This window comes from Streptomyces sp. NPDC015032 (genome assembly GCF_043080425.1).
Lineage (GTDB): Bacteria > Actinomycetota > Actinomycetes > Streptomycetales > Streptomycetaceae > Streptomyces.
The window spans coordinates 12,040-26,252 of sequence record NZ_JBIBVN010000053.1 but is presented as its reverse complement, the minus strand read 5'-3'; the positions used below and the strand labels follow the sequence as shown (position 1 = coordinate 26,252).

Annotated in this window: 15 protein-coding genes and 2 pseudogenes; 11 read left to right on the top strand and 6 right to left on the bottom strand. The window is 69.1% G+C overall.

The features are described from left to right. Positions 1 to 2 precede the first annotated feature (2 nt). Together ACF08M_RS37790 and menC are read left to right on the top strand one after the other, a co-directional pair. A complete protein-coding gene (locus ACF08M_RS37790) occupies positions 3 to 863 on the top strand; it encodes a GNAT family N-acetyltransferase (RefSeq protein WP_392189830.1) in 861 nt (286 codons plus the stop codon). Beyond that, positions 860 to 1,969, top strand: a complete 1,110-nt coding sequence (gene menC / locus ACF08M_RS37785) for an o-succinylbenzoate synthase (protein WP_392189829.1) — start codon at positions 860 to 862, stop codon at positions 1,967 to 1,969. Before ACF08M_RS37790 ends, menC begins: the two co-directional genes overlap by 4 nt. Before the next feature lie 106 nt (positions 1,970 to 2,075). Here the strand turns inward: menC and ACF08M_RS37780 are convergent, their stop codons facing one another. Further along, entirely contained in the window at positions 2,076 to 3,338 is a 1,263-nt protein-coding gene (locus ACF08M_RS37780) for a serine/threonine-protein kinase (RefSeq protein WP_392189828.1), read from the bottom strand. Positions 3,339 to 3,768: 430 nt separating this feature from the next. On the opposite strand from ACF08M_RS37780, the gene ACF08M_RS37775 reads away from it, so the two are divergent. Continuing rightward, the gene (locus ACF08M_RS37775) at positions 3,769 to 3,942 is read left to right on the top strand and encodes a hypothetical protein (RefSeq protein WP_392189827.1); all 174 of its coding nucleotides are present in this window, start codon (positions 3,769 to 3,771) and stop codon (positions 3,940 to 3,942) included. Next, positions 3,927 to 4,109 (top strand): hypothetical protein, encoded by a 183-nt coding sequence (locus ACF08M_RS37770; RefSeq protein WP_392189826.1) that lies wholly within the window; start codon positions 3,927 to 3,929, stop codon positions 4,107 to 4,109. Before ACF08M_RS37775 ends, ACF08M_RS37770 begins: the two co-directional genes overlap by 16 nt. A gap of 205 nt (positions 4,110 to 4,314) precedes the next feature. Here ACF08M_RS37770 and ACF08M_RS37765 read toward each other — a convergent pair whose 3' ends face one another. Further along, positions 4,315 to 4,554 (bottom strand): hypothetical protein, encoded by a 240-nt coding sequence (locus ACF08M_RS37765; protein ID WP_392189825.1) that lies wholly within the window; start codon positions 4,552 to 4,554, stop codon positions 4,315 to 4,317. A 222-nt stretch (positions 4,555 to 4,776) separates the two neighbouring features. Here ACF08M_RS37765 and ACF08M_RS37760 point away from each other — a divergent pair, with 222 nt between their 5' ends. The 3 genes and pseudogenes from ACF08M_RS37760 to ACF08M_RS37750 all read left to right on the top strand — a co-directional run. Further along, positions 4,777 to 6,006 carry a sensor histidine kinase gene (locus tag ACF08M_RS37760; protein WP_392189842.1) on the top strand — a complete coding sequence of 410 codons (1,230 nt, stop codon included), beginning with the start codon at positions 4,777 to 4,779 and terminating at the stop codon, positions 6,004 to 6,006. Then, positions 5,994 to 6,644, top strand: a complete 651-nt coding sequence (locus ACF08M_RS37755) for a response regulator (protein WP_392189824.1) — start codon at positions 5,994 to 5,996, stop codon at positions 6,642 to 6,644. Before ACF08M_RS37760 ends, ACF08M_RS37755 begins: the two co-directional genes overlap by 13 nt. 241 nt (positions 6,645 to 6,885) lie before the next feature. Then, a pseudogene (locus ACF08M_RS37750) lies at positions 6,886 to 7,050 on the top strand (IS1380 family transposase); the annotation flags it as partial. A 155-nt stretch (positions 7,051 to 7,205) separates the two neighbouring features. On the opposite strand, the gene ACF08M_RS37745 reads toward ACF08M_RS37750, so the two are convergent. After that, on the bottom strand, positions 7,206 to 7,823 hold the full coding sequence (locus ACF08M_RS37745; protein WP_392189823.1) for a TetR/AcrR family transcriptional regulator: 618 nt from the start codon (positions 7,821 to 7,823) through the stop codon (positions 7,206 to 7,208). A gap of 424 nt (positions 7,824 to 8,247) precedes the next feature. Between ACF08M_RS37745 and ACF08M_RS37740 the strand changes: the two genes are divergently transcribed. Together ACF08M_RS37740 and ACF08M_RS37735 are read left to right on the top strand one after the other, a co-directional pair. Continuing rightward, complete coding sequence (locus tag ACF08M_RS37740; protein ID WP_392189822.1) at positions 8,248 to 8,961, top strand: SDR family NAD(P)-dependent oxidoreductase; 714 nt, start codon at positions 8,248 to 8,250, stop codon at positions 8,959 to 8,961. 251 nt (positions 8,962 to 9,212) lie between these two features. Next, the gene (locus ACF08M_RS37735; protein WP_392189821.1) at positions 9,213 to 9,851 is read left to right on the top strand and encodes a DsbA family protein; all 639 of its coding nucleotides are present in this window, start codon (positions 9,213 to 9,215) and stop codon (positions 9,849 to 9,851) included. A 480-nt stretch (positions 9,852 to 10,331) separates the two neighbouring features. Here ACF08M_RS37735 and ACF08M_RS37730 read toward each other — a convergent pair. Beyond that, positions 10,332 to 10,841 (bottom strand): annotated as a pseudogene (locus ACF08M_RS37730) (serine hydrolase); the annotation flags it as partial. A gap of 65 nt (positions 10,842 to 10,906) precedes the next feature. On the opposite strand from ACF08M_RS37730, the gene ACF08M_RS37725 reads away from it, so the two are divergent. After that, a complete protein-coding gene (locus ACF08M_RS37725) occupies positions 10,907 to 12,535 on the top strand; it encodes an IS200/IS605 family accessory protein TnpB-related protein (RefSeq protein ID WP_392189841.1) in 1,629 nt (542 codons plus the stop codon). Here ACF08M_RS37725 and ACF08M_RS37720 read toward each other — a convergent pair. Next, the gene (locus tag ACF08M_RS37720; protein WP_392189820.1) at positions 12,532 to 13,176 is read right to left on the bottom strand and encodes a serine hydrolase domain-containing protein; all 645 of its coding nucleotides are present in this window, start codon (positions 13,174 to 13,176) and stop codon (positions 12,532 to 12,534) included. The two genes, ACF08M_RS37725 and ACF08M_RS37720, sit on opposite strands and share 4 nt — an antisense overlap. Positions 13,177 to 13,294: 118 nt before the next feature. Continuing rightward, the gene (locus ACF08M_RS37715; protein WP_392189819.1) at positions 13,295 to 13,492 is read right to left on the bottom strand and encodes a hypothetical protein; all 198 of its coding nucleotides are present in this window, start codon (positions 13,490 to 13,492) and stop codon (positions 13,295 to 13,297) included. A 204-nt stretch (positions 13,493 to 13,696) separates the two neighbouring features. On the opposite strand from ACF08M_RS37715, the gene ACF08M_RS37710 reads away from it, so the two are divergent. Further along, positions 13,697 to 14,056: a hypothetical protein gene (locus ACF08M_RS37710; RefSeq protein ID WP_392189818.1), complete on the top strand. Its 360-nt coding sequence runs from the start codon at positions 13,697 to 13,699 to the stop codon at positions 14,054 to 14,056. Positions 14,057 to 14,213: the final 157 nt, after the last annotated feature.

Sequence of the window (14,213 nt, the reverse complement as noted above, 5' to 3'; positions counted from 1 at the left end):
ACTTGGGCCTGGACACCAATGGTTCGGGGCGGTCCGCCAAGCAGACTCGTCACATGGTCGAATCTCCATCCGCCATCGCGGAACGGCTGGACGTCGAAATCCAGTTGCTTCGGACCGTACCCGAACTTCAACAGGCCGAGGCGTTGCTACGCGCCGTGTGGAACACCCCGGACACCGCCGAGCCACCACTGGCTCTGGACGTGATGTGCGCGCTCGCGCACACCGGCGGCTACGTCGCGGCGGCATACCTCGGGACGGCGATGGTCGGCGTGACCGCCGCGTTCCGAACCGTCGGAGACAGCCTGCACTCGCACGTGGCCGGCGTGGTACCGGCAATGCACGGGCGTGGGATCGGCGCGGCGATGAAGTTGCACCAGCGGGAGTGGGCTGCCGAGGCGGGCCTGTCGGCGATCTCGTGGACGTACGACCCGCTGATCCGCCGCAACGCCTACTTCAACCTGCACAGGCTCGGGGCGGCCGCAGAGACGTACCTGCCCGACTTCTACGGGCCGTTGGACGACGGCATCAACGACGGCGGCAAGTCCGACCGACTGTTCGTCAGTTGGCCGGTGCACGCGACATCGCATGCACCAAAACCGTTGCCAGACCTGGCCGCTGCGGTGCCCGTACTCGAGCCGGACGGCAACGAAGAGCCAGTACTGCGCCCCGCGACCGGCGACGTACTGCGTTGTGCCACCCCGGTGGATGCGGAGTCCTTGCGAAAAAGGGATCCAGCCTGCGCCCGGCGCTGGCGGTCCGCGATGCGCGAGGCGCTCGGTGGCGCCTTGGAGAACGGTTATCGGATCGACGGGTTCGTCCGGTCGGGCTGGTACATCCTGCAACGAAAGGAAGTGTCGAAATGAAGCTGCAGCAGGTGGAGTTGCGTGAGGTGGCCCTGCCCCTGGTCTCGCCGTTCCGGACCTCACTGGGCACCCAGGAACACCGGAACTCGTTGCTGGTCAAGGTGACCACGGCCGACGGAGCCGTCGGCTGGGGCGAGTGCGTGACCGACGACGACCCGACGTACAGCGCGGAGTACCTGGCCGGGGCCCGGGAGGTGTTGCGTTGCTTCCTGCTGCCCCGGTTGTTCCCGACACCCGAGCTGACCGCCGCGCTGGTGCCCGAGCTGCTCCGGCCGATCAGGGGGCATCAGATGGCCAAGTCGGCGGTCGAGATGGCAGTGCTGGACGCCGAACTGCAGACCGCCGGCATGAGCCTCGCCCAGTACTTCGGGGCCACGCGGACCGAGCTCGCAGTCGGAGTGTCAGTCGGCATCATGGACACCGTCGACGAGCTCATCAGTGCCGTCGACGGCTATCTCAGCGCGGGCTACGCCCGGGTCAAGCTGAAGATCGAACCAGGCTGGGACGTCGCGCCACTGCGAGCGGTGCGGGACACGTTCGGCCCGGAGATCCCCTTGCAGGTGGACGCCAACACCGCCTACAGCCCGGCGGATCTGCCCCACCTGCGGCGGCTCGACGACTACGGCCTGAAGCTGATCGAGCAGCCGTTCGCCCCGGACGACCTGCTCTCGCACACCCGGCTGGCAGCCCGGATGGACACCCCGATCTGCCTGGATGAGTCGATCACCTCGGCCCGGGACGCGGCCACCGCCATCCGGCAGGAGGCGTGCTCGATCGTGAACATCAAGCCCGGCCGGGTCGGCGGGTACCTGGAGGCCCGCCGGATCCACGACCTGTGCCTGGCCAACGGCGTACCGGTGTGGTGCGGCGGCATGCTGGAGACCGGGCTGGGCCGGGCAGCCAACCTGGCGCTGGCCGCACTCCCGGGCTTCACCCTGCCCAGTGACATCTCGGCCACGGCCCGCTACTACGCCCGCGACATCACTGCCCCCTTCGTCCTTCACGACGGCCACCTGACTGTTCCCACCGGCCCAGGAATCGGCATCGCCCCCGACCCCGAAGCCCTGCAAGCCGCCACCACCTCCACAGAACTCCTCAGTGCCTGACCAGCCGTAGGACAACCGGCACCGCTGTCCGTGCCCTTGCGGGAGCGGAGTACGGCCCGCCCGGCATACACGGACGGCAAAGCCCGCCATCCGTCCCACCAACTCGTCAGTCCTTCAGGACCCCCAGCTCAACCAGCAGCCCGGTCGCGATCATCAGAAGCACCAGTGCTGCTGCCGCGGCCACCCCCACCCGGCGGTACCGGCCGCCAACCAGACGGCGCAGAAAGCCGGTCAGGCGGTGTCGACTGCCGTCCGGCAGAGCTGTGTCGGTACGTTCGGAACCGTCCCTCTCCTCGGACCCGGCGGAGACTGCCGCCGTGCCGTGGTACCTGCCGAGGTGCGCAGTGGATGGTTGTGGGGCGGACGGGGTGTATGCCGCCTGCTGTGCGAAACGCAACCGTGGGTCGAGCGCGTTCGGTTCGTATGCCTGTGGTGACCCCGGTGCGGCCGGCCGGTACGACGGCCGCACCGATGGCAGGGACCCGGCCGCCCCCGCCGAGTCCCGGGCCGTCGTGACCGGCCGCCACCAGCCCTCGCCCCGGGTCAGTGTCATGCCCTTCGCCGCCGCGATCCTGTGACATTCATCGATGATTTCGCAGAGCGCGGGCCTCTCTCTCGGCTCCTTGGCCAGACAGCGCGCGATCAAGGGATGCAGCGGCTCGGGACACGCGCTCAGGTCCGGCTGCCGGGCCACGATCCGGTACAGCAGCGCGTGCCCGTCGCCCTCGCCGAACGCATGCCCACCAGTCGACGCGAAGTACGCGATGAGGCCGAGCGTGAAGATGTCGAGTGCCGATGTCGCGGGTTTGCCCTCCGCCTGCTCCGGCGACATGTACGCAGGCGTGCCCAGGCGCACGTCGGCGCCGGTCAGCGCCGTCGCCTCGGCGGACCGCGCAATGCCGAAGTCGATGACTCGGGGGCCGTCCGCAGCGAGCAGCACGTTCGACGGCTTCAAATCGCGGTGCACCACATCGACTGAGTGAATGGACTGGAGTGCCTCGGCCACACCCGCGGTCAGCAGCAGTACGGTCTGCAACGGCAGCGGCCCGTATTCGAGCACGGCGTCCGCCAGCGAAGGACCAGGGACATACGTGCTGGCCAACCACGGCTGCTGTCCGTCGATGCTGCTGTCGAGCACCGCGGCCGTGTACGCCCCCTGCACCCGGTATGCCGCCTGCACCTCGCGGGCGAAACGCCGCAGGAACTCGGAATCCTGCGCGAACTCACGCCGGATCACCTTCAGCGCAACGGGCTGCCCGCCTCGTGTGTGGGACAGATAGACGCTGCCCATCCCGCCTTCGCCGAGCTTTCCACGCAGCATGTATCCCGAGATCTCGGCCGGATCCCCCGGCCCCAAAGGCTCGACCATGGTGATGCTCCTGCCCGCCCTCTCTCTTACTCGTATCAAGTCTGTTGGCCAGACAGGTAGTTCCACACTTCACGAAGAACGCTTCCGGGAGATGTCCCGGCCGTGAGAGCGTCTCGGCCTCATGCGGTGCGCACAGCCTGCTGCACCCGGGTCCGGGGCGCACGCGTCAATGATCCGGACTCCCACAACTGGAATGCTGAACAGGCCAGTTGAGGAAAACCCGAAGGGATGCCCCGGTGAGCACGCGCACACCCCCAGCATCGGTTCCGGACCGGAACACAACAATGACCCGACGCTCCCCGCAGACCGGCACGGCCATCCGGGCGGTTTGCGGGCAAGCCTCCGTCGCCGACCTCTGACCTCATTCTTCTCACTGGCATACCTGTTCAGCCGGCCGGCGCGGACGCCGTACACCCTGTCCGGGAACGGTGTGGGCGTCCTGGACTTCTCCTGCCCCGACGACGCCCCCGGCCGGCTACTGGGCGTTCTGCCCGGCGCCAACCTCGGCCCCGTCCTGCCGGCGTTCCTGGTCACCGCAGCTTCCGAGGGCCGTGCAGGTCTGCGAGGCCGGCTGCGACGAATGGCCAAGTGGCGTGTCAACTGACGCTGGTACGTGGGAGCGTCCTCTCCGCGCCCGCAGCGCTCACCCTGGCATCCATGGCGTTGGGCAGCGCCAAGCCGGTGATGCCGGGCATCATGGTGCCGGGCGCGTACGTGCCCGGGCTGCTCCTGCAAAAGATCGCCATCGGTCTTGCTGAGGAGCCCGGCTGACGCGACTTCGCCATGCCGCACCTTCAGCGCCGCCAGCACCCGCCCGCGGCGAGGAACCTGCCGCACCTTACAGCCGGCGACACGCCGTCCAGGGCGCGTATCCCTCCCGCGCACACCTTGCTGACCCGCGTCAGCAAGGCCGCAGGACCTGACGAAGCGCCGGGCACCGCACGGACGACTTGGCGGCGGCCGAAGGCGGCAGAGCTCATCGACGGCTCCGCAGACGGCGCACGACCAGCACGGTGACGCACACCGCGGTGACCCCGCCGAAGGCCAGGTGTGCCCCCCTGTCCGCCACGCCGTACGAAAACACCATGTTGCCGATCACGCTGATCACCAGGGCCACCCGGAGCAAGATGCCGAAAACGTCCGCGGGGCCGATGCCCGCCTGCGCCCCGTCCCGGCCATCGGCCGGGGCGAGGCGGTAGGGATCCGTGTGCGCCACGGGAGCTCCTTCCAGAGATCTGCGGTGTCACCGACGCTACAGAGCGGTCTCTCCCCGGCCCATCCCTCGTGCCGCCGAACCGTTGGTACAGCAGGCTGTACCACCAGCACCCGCCATGTCGGCCTGCGCATAGGGTGATTGGCACATCCGGAGAGCGAGGCAAGGAGGGGCGAGGTGGCCACCCAGCAGAACTTCAGGGCCGACGACCGGGCCGGGTCCGGTGTGACGGGCTTCGTCAAGGACGTCGTCGGTGCCGCCTCCGCCGCGCTGGGACAGCTCGTGAGCGGCTTCGCAACGGCCCTGCTCGCGCTGGCCCTCCTGGGCTGGCTCGCCCTGACGGCCGCGGCCTGTCTGGTGGGCATCGGCCTGCTCGCCACGCCGGCCGGGCTGCGTGCCCTGCACACGCTGGCCGGCCATGAGCGCGACCGGCTCAGCCACCACGGTGCCGAGGTCGTCGCCCCGGACCCACCGCCCACCCAGCTGCGTCTCGCCCTCGTCGATGCCACCACCCGCCGCGAGGCCGGCTGGCTGGTGACGCACGCCACGTTCGGCCTGTTCCTCGGGCTGATCGGTATTGTGCTGCCGATCGCTGCTGTCCGCGACACCGCCTTCCCGCTGCTGTGGCCATTCGCGCCTGCGGATGCCACCAGCACCGCATTGGGGTTCGGAACAGCGGAATCCTGGCTGGATGCCGCCGCAGTGTGCCTGCTCGGCGTGGGCTGGATCGCCATCATCCTCGGCCTCGGCCCCAGCCTGGCCCGACTCCAGGCCTGGCCCGGCATGCGCCTCCTGACAGCCGGGCCGGACACCGATCTCACCCTGCGCATCATCGAGCTGACCGCGACCCGGGCCGCCGCCCTGGACGCTCACGCTGCCGAACTGCGCCGTATCGAACGCTCCCTCCATGACGGCACCCAGAACCGCATCGTCACCGTCACAGTGCTGCTCGGCGCCGCCCGCCGTATGGTGACCCGCGATCTGGCCGGCGCCGACGAACTCCTCGAACGCGCCCAGTCCGCCGCCGAACAGGCGCTGGCCGAATTACGGACCGTCGCCCGCGGCATCCTGCCGCCCGTGCTCGCCGACCGCGGCCTGGCCGACGCGCTCTCCGGGCTGGCCGCACACAGCGCGGTACCCTGCCGGACCGACACCCGTCTGCCGGAGCGGTGCGCCTCCTCCGTCGAGGCGACCGCCTACTTCGTGACGGCCGAGGCCCTCACCAACATCGCCAGGCACAGCGGCGCCACCCAGGCCGCCGTCACCCTCAGAAGCCGGGGCGGCCGGCTCCTGTTGCGCGTCGAGGACGACGGCCGGGGCGGAGCCGACGAGAAAGGCGGCTCCGGCCTCACCGGCATCCGCCGCCGCGTCGCTGCCCATGACGGGACTCTTCGCCTGACCAGTCCGCTCGGCGGACCAACAACCCTTGAGGTGAATCTTCCGTGCGGATCGTGATAGCCGAGGACGACTCACTACTGCGCGAGGGCCTCGCCCTCTTGCTGCGAGCGGAGTCGCTCGACGTGGTGGCCAAGACCGGAACGGCCGACGAGGTGCTTGACGCCATCGATACGTACCGGCCCGATGTCGCCATCCTCGACGTGCGAATGCCGCCCACCCACACCGACGAAGGCATCCGCGCCGCCGTCGAGGCCCGGCGCCGGCACCCCGGTCTCGCCATCCTCGTCCTCTCCGCATACGTCGAGCAGACCTTCGCCACCGAACTGCTCACTGCCGGCGTGGGCGGCCTCGGCTACCTGCTGAAGGAACGGGTGGGCCGGGTGGAGGAGTTCCTCGACGCGCTGCATCGGGTCGCCGCTGGCGGTACCGCCATCGACCCCGAAGTCGTCGCGCAGCTGTTCACCCGCTCACACCGGGACACCCGGCTGGACCGCCTCAGCCCCCGCGAGAAGGACGTACTCGCCCTGATGGCCGAGGGGTTGGGCAACAGCGCCATCGCCGAACGGCTCGTCGTCACCGACGGCGCCATCCATAAACACATCCGCAGCATCTTCGCCAAGCTCGACCTGGCGCCCACCCAGCAAGTCGACCGGCGCGTCGCCGCCGTGTTGCACTACCTGGAGGACGGTCGCTGACCGGCAGCCGGGACACAAAATGAAGCGCGTTCGAGATCAAGTCGATCCGTCGTGGCGTGGTGGCGTGTGGGGCCACGCGGTCGGTGGCGGCGCCGTCGCCGGGCAAACGGGGCTCGACTCGGACCGCCTCCCGTACTTGTGAACATCGCCTACTTGTGAACATCGCCCCGCCGCCCGGCGGGTGCCTCCCGGGTCGCCTCCCAGCCGTTCTGGCCGCACTGGCACGGCGCCGTACGACCACCCGGACGGCACCCGGATCACCGTCCGGCGCGAGCGCCCGCACCCCGGCGCCCCACTGTCCTTGTTCGATCAGGACAAGGGCATGCGCCACCAGGTCTTCCGCACCGACACCCCTTACGGCGAAGGCTCCCTGCAGTATCTGGAGGTCCGCCGCAAGGAAGGTGCAGTCTGCGGTCTGTGACAGGACGATCTGGGCTGCTGCCCCTCACACCGGGGCCCGCGCCACCCCAGAGGGTACGGGCCCCGGTGGCACCCGACGGTGGTGCCAGGCCCGAAGTCCGTATCGGCCGCCGCTGATGATCGAGATCTGCGGCCGTTATCTCAGGTGTGCGACGGTACCTGCGGCGCGCGAGCGCCCAGCAGTGCAAGGCAGTTCGTCCACAGCGCGCTGAGCTGGGTCGTGTTGTTGTAGAGCTTGGCGAACAAGACCTGGCCCTCCAGCTGCGCGACCACGGATCGGGCGGCATCGCGGGTGTCGGTGACGGTGACCTGGCCGCGCTCGAGGGCCTCGGTGATGACCGAGTCGACCATCTCGACCTGGGCTTCGAAGATCTCCTGCAGGCGCGTGCGGACGGCTTCGGTCTGGTTGCTCATCTCCAGGGTGAGATTTCCGAACATGCAGCCTGAAACGGTTCCGCAGCTCTGCTGTCCGGCCAGCTGGTCGGCTTCCGTCGCCTCGAACAGCTGCCGCAGCCGCTCCAGCGGCTCCGCTTCGTTCTTCAGGATGCGGGTCCAGCCACGCCGCTGGGTCGCCCACTGCTCGTCGATCACAGCCAGCGCGAGAGCCTCTTTGGAATCGAAGAAGTAGTAGAAACTGCCCTTGGGCACCCCGGCTGTCTTGCAGATCTCGGCCACGCCCAGAGCCGAGTAGCCGCGCACCTCCATGAGCGAGTGCGCAGCGTCGAGGATTTTCTCTCTGGCATTACTTGTCCGTCCCATGTTGCCAGTATATGACCGCTCGACTACATTTTACTAGACCGGTCGGCTAGCCGTGCGCTCTTCGGCCTCCGGCAAGGGTGTGCCGGCCGTGGTCGACGTTACGGGTCGTGCGGCCTCTGTGCGCCTGTCGCTGGTCCCGCGGCGCAAGGGTGGCAGGTGGTGGATCCGCCGGTATCGCGACCCCCGGATCATCGCCGACTGCTGAGGCCGGTGCGGCTCCACGTCCGCCGGACGCCCGGCGGGCCTGCCGGGGGCCTGCCGCGCCGTTGGCCCTGACCGTGGGGGCGCTGTGTGGATGGGGAATCGGCGGCCTTCGCCCGCGTTGCCGTCTTTGACTTTTCCCGACCGGTCGTCTAGTTTGTAAGTGACCGGTCGACTAATTCTGGTCCTAATCTGTGACACCCATCTTGAGAAGGTCATCTTCATGAGCAACCCGGGTCAGAAGGTCGCGGTCATCACTGGCGCCTCACAGGGCATCGGTGCCGGCCTGGTCGCCGCCTACCGCAAACTGGGCTACGCCGTCGTCGCTACCTCACGCAGCATTCCCGAGTCGCGGGACCCGGAGGTTGTCGCCGTTCAGGGCGACATCGCCGACCGTGCGACCGCGGAGCGTGTCATCGCCGCAGGTGTCGAGCGGTTCGGCCGGGTCGACACGCTGGTCAACAACGCCGGGATCTTCGTCGCCAAGCCCTTCACCGAATACACCGAGGATGACTACGATGCCGTGCTCGGCGTGAACGTGGGCGGCTTCTTCCAGATCACCCAGCTCGCGGTCGAGCGCATGCTCGAACAGGGCGGCGGTCACATCGTGCAGATCACGAGCAGCCTGGGCGACCAGCCCGACTCGAAGGTAACCTCCGTGCTCGCCTCGCTGACCAAGGGTGGCCTGCAGTCGGCGACCAAGGCCCTGGCCATCGAGTACGCCACCCGCGGCATCCGCAGCAACGCCGTTGCCCTGGGCACCATCAAGACCCCCATGCACCCCGAGGAGTACCACGAGACCCTCGCCGCCCTGCACCCGGTCGGCCGGATGGGCGAGGTGAGCGACATCGCCGACGCGGTGGTCTATCTCGAGAACGCCCCGTTCGTCACCGGCGTCATCCTCCCCGTGGACGGCGGCCAGACCGCCGGCCGCTGAGCGGGTGCGGATCGCACGGTCCGCGGCCGGGGCGGGCGCCCCCCCGCCCCCGCCGCGGACCGGCGGCCGGATCAGCGGGGTCATCGCGTACGGAACCGGCCGAGACCGCCGCCGGGCACCGGATGGAGCCCACCAAGCAGGCTCCGGCCTGCTCGGTGCCAGGACCAGATGGCGTCCACCGACTTTCCCACCCGATCGCCGACCCTTCCCCGGCCCGTCTTGCGGGCTCGCGACCGAGTTTGGATCCCTTTGTGAGTGACTCCCGCATCCGCACGCCTGTCGACTTCTGGTTCGACCCCGTGTGCCCGTGGACCTGGCTGACCTCCCGCTGGATGCTGGAGGTCCGAGAAACCCGTCCGGTCGACATAACCTGGCACGTGATGAGTCTGGCCGTCCTCAACGAGGGCCGCCTTGACGTATTGCCCGAGCGCATCCGTGTCCTGATGGGGCAGGCATGGGCACCGGTCCGCGTTCTGACCGCGGCGTCGCAGGAGCACGGCCCCGACGTGCTGGAGCCCCTCTATACCGCGCTGGGCACCCGGTTCCACCTGCAGGAGCAGCCCAGGACCCGCACGACCATCGAGGCCGCTCTGCGGGACGTAGGACTGCCTGCAGACCTTGCCGACGCCGGCTGCACAGACGGCTACGACGAACTGATGCGAGCCTCGCACCACGAGGGTGTCGCGCTGGTCGGCGAGGATGTCGGGAGCCCCGTCATTGCCGTACCGGGCCCCGACACCGGAAAGGTTGCCTTCTTCGGTCCTGTCGTCACACCGGCCCCCAAAGGCGACCAGGCAGCCCGGCTGTGGGATGGCGCCCTCGCCGTCGCTTCCATACCGGGCTTCTACGAGATCAAGCGGACCCGTACACAGGGCCCGATCTTCGACTGACCCGTTTCTCACCGGTGCGCCGACGCGTCCGGAGCGGGGAGTCCGGAGTCTCCCCGGACCGGACGTGCCGGCCCGTCGGGGGACTGTCTCCGGCGTCGACGGAGGCGCCCATCGAACCCGGGCGCCGACGTGGAAGACGGCCTCGGCGTTCAGGAGCGCGGCCGGATCCTTCGCGGGACTGCCGAACTGCCGTGCACGGCCGGGAGACCGGCGTTGGCACGGGCCGTGATCTGCACCTTCCGCCCATCGATTCCACATGCCCGGCCCGCAAGGCTTGCAGTCAACGCGTTGCGGAGTGCGATCCGGAGCCGGACCGGACAAGCCACGCCAGGCGGAAGGACATCATGCGGCTTGTGGCCCGGCCCAGATTGCCCGCCACTGCCCATGCTCCGGTTCCCGAACTGGAGGAGCCCGTACAGGACGAGGACCCGCCCTGGTCCGTACTGCCCGGGAGTTTCCGGCCACGCCGCAACGGTCTCGTCACCCACAGATGGCCGTGTCGACCAGGTTCGTGACCTTCTCGATCTTCTGTATGGCCTCCTTGGTCATCGCCTCATTCGAGTCCTGCTTGGAGATGATCGCGCCGGGCAGGGCGTTGACGGCCACCGTGACCTCACGGCCGTCGCTGGTCACGCCACCGCGAGTCTCGTAGCCGTGGATGTCGCCGCCGTGGCCCCACATCGTGCCGCAGGACAGAGTTATCTCGTCGAGGCCGAGACCGAAGACGGTGTTGGGTTCCTCGTCCGGTGATTCGACGGTCTTCTGCATCTCCTTCAGCTGCGCTGCGGGCACCACCTTGCCGCCGACCAGGCCCGCGAAGAAGCGGTTGAGGTCGCGCGGGGTGGAGATCACCATGCCTGCGGCTCCTGAGACCGAGGGGTGGTGGGCTGCTGTCGGTTTGCTGCGTTGAAGTGGGTTGTGGTGAGCAGGAGTGAGTCCTGTCGGCGGCTTCGTGGGGTGGGAACGGGGGTTCTGGGGTCGAATGGGTGACCTTGGGGGCTGGTGCTCGTTGGGCTGGGTGGCGGGTGTCCGGTCTTGTGGGTGGGGGTGTTGTGGTGGGTGGTGTGCGGGAGTTGGCGGCGCCGTTCGTGGTTCCCGGGCTTTGCGGGGTGGCGGTCCGGGACCGTCTCAAGCACCTCACGCCCCGGGACGAGGAGGTTCTGCGTGCGGTCGGTGAGCACCAGGGCCGTCTGGTTTCACGCGATCTGAAGGCCCGTTGTGCGGGTGGCCTGGAGCACAGTGCGCAGACCTGGGCGTCACGCAAGCGGGACCTGACCGGGGTGTCGTCGTCGCGGATCGCCGGTGCGATCACCAAGGCCACCCACGACCAGTGGGCACTGGCGCGCCGTTGCCAGGCGGCGCACGTCCAGATGCTGGAGGCCGGGATCAGGGCGCTGCGGCACCGCCTGTCCCTCCCCGTCGGCGCGCCGGGAACGAAGCGGGCCCCGGGTGGTTACCGGTCCAGGGGTGAGTGGTTCCACAAGTCCCGCCGCCTCGCGGCGCTGGAAGCCCGGCATGATGCTGCGGTCCGTGACCGGCAGACCGGACGCGTCCGGGTCGTACGGGGCGGCAAACGCCTCCTCCACACCCGCCACCACCTCCCCCAGGCCCGGCTGACCGAGGAGCAGTGGCGGGAGCGCTGGGAAGCGGAACGCTGGTTCATCGCCGCCGACGGCGAGTCCGGGAAACGGTTCGGGAACGAGACCATCCGTGTCACCCCGGACGGCGAGATCAGCATCAAGCTGCCCGCCCCGCTCTCCCACCTCGCCAACACCAAACACGGCCGGTACACCCTCGCCTCGACCGTAAGGTTTGCGCACCGGGGCGTGGAGTGGGCCGACCGCATCACCGCGAACCGGGCCGTCGCCTACCGCATCCACCTCGACACGAACCGTGGCCGCTGGTACCTCACCGCGTCCTGGCAACGCCCCGTCGTCCGGACGATCCCGCTGGCGACCGCCCGCGCCCGGGGCATGGTCGGCGTCGACACCAACGCCGACCACTTCGCCGCCTACCGCCTCGACCCACACGGCAACCCCACCGGCGAGCCCCGGCGCTTCTTCTACGACCTGTCCGGCACCGCTACTCACCGCGATGCCCAGATCCGCCATGCGCTGACCCGCCTGATCAACTGGGCCAAGAGTGCCGGTGTCGCCGCGATCGGCATCGAAGACCTCGACTTCACCGCCGAGAAGACCCGCGAGAAACACGGCCGCAGGAAACGGTTCCGGCAGCTGATCTCCGGCATCCCGACCGGCAAGTTCAAGGCCCGGCTCGTCTCCATGGCCGCTGAACAGGGCCTGAGCATCGTCGCGGTCGACCCCGCCTACACCAGCGTGTGGGGGGCCCAGCACTGGCAGAAACCACTGGCCACCCCCAAACGAAAGATGTCCCGTCATGATGCCGCCGGCATCGCGATCGGACGACGCGCCCTCGGACACCCGGTCCGGCGTCGGACGGCACCGCCCCCACACGACCGGAGAGATCGTGCGGGGCATCGGACCGCCCAGGCCGAACCAGGCACCCGAGGACGTGAGGGAACCCGCCCACCCGCAACGGACCACGCCCCCAAAGACGTGCCGCCGAACGGGACGAGAAAACGGCAACCCAGCGCATCCAACACCGTTCGGGACGCGCCCAGCACACATCAGTGGGTCCAGGACCCACTCATGCACACTGGCTAGGAACGGTCCATCTCGGTGGCGTTCTTCAACTCGCCTCCAGGCGGCGCGATATAACCCTCCATCCGCGGCTTCCGGACGTTCTTGTCCCCGGGCTCGGGCCAGTAGGTCTCCTTCAGGCCGAGCCGTTCGATGACGCGCTCGGTGACCGCCTCGCCCACCGGCTTGCGGGTGACCCTCTCGACGAGCATCCCCGCGACGATGTAGTTGGTGTTGCTGTACTGGCGCCTCTTCCCGGCAGGGAACACCGCCTTGTGCCGCAGTGCGGGGGCGAGGAGTTCCTTCGCCGTGTAGGTCCGGCTCGGGACGGTGGCGGTGTTCGCTTCCACGAACTCGGTGTAGTCGGGGAGGCCGCTGGTGTGCCCGAGCAGGTTCCGCACGGTGATCTTCTTGCCGTCGAGGTGCCGATCTCCGCCTCGGCGTCGGACGCGTCGCCGTCTTGGCAGCCCGTCAGGCCACCCGCGGCGAGGACGCCGACCGCGGTCGCCACGGTGATCCGTGACAGCCTCCGGCGGCGCTTGGACGGGACGTTCGGACGGGTGGCGGGCTGGAAGTGCTCGGACACCGTTGCTCCTCAAAACCAACTGGTAAGTGGTGTGGGGGACGTTTCTCAGTAACGCCTCAAGAATCTCGGTCAAGAGCATCCGGTTCCATGACGCACCCGGGAAGAAACGTGGTCCAGCCAGCGCTACCGTCCCGGTACGGCGGCCAGGACGGACCGGCCACTTGCTGATCCGGCGCAGATCCGGGGCCGATGCGTTGTCAGGTGGTGAGCTGGAGCATCGCGGCTGCGTGGCCGGGGCGTGAGCGGTAGTGGTCGGCTGCGGCGGCGATGCCGGGCGCGCCAGGCCGGACCCGATGGCGGCGGTCCATCGCGTCGCCGCCCAGCCGGGACAACAGCCGGCCGAGCGCGGAGGCGTCGGGGGAGGCGCAGCGCCGGTCGTTCTCCAACCGGACCAAACACCCACCCAGGATCACTCTCGGGCGCCATGCCCATCTCGCGACCCGAGAACGCATCAGCCCCGCACCAACCCCCCTGGCACCGGCGGCAGAACGCTGATCTCCTGGCCTTGGGGATGGCCCGTCCGTAGTGCGGCAGACCTACAGCACACACAGGGCCTGGTCAACGTCACGCTCACGCCTGGCGAGCGCATTCAACACGGCTTGGCCGCCGTGCCGGTCCCGGGCGGCGACAACGAGCACATCCACCGCGGCAGCGAGCACAGCATCGGGCACTCGGCATGGCGCATCGACACCGAGCGCGAGGTCATCGAGGTGCACCGTCAGCCCGACGCAACGGGTCTGCAGGTACCCGTCGGGCAACATCTCCTCTCCCGGCCGGTGGAGGACAGCCACCCGCCGACCGACCGACTCCATGCCCAGCTGCTGCGACAGTCGCACCCACGCTGCCCGGGCCTGCTCAGCCACGACAGCGGGGCCGGCTGCGGCAGTTTCCTCGCTGCGGGCACGCACCCCGACGTTCAGCGCAGCGTCCGGCAACGACGTAATCATCACAGCCGCTGACACGTCCACGTTATGGACCGACCCGCCGCCTCACCCGAGCGCGCCCCAGCTCTGCAGCCACGATCCGTAGCCTCGCCGTCGCCCCCATGCGACAGGACCGGCCGGCCCACCGTCCCCCATGGCCGACCACGACCGGACCGTCCCCATCACGCGAACG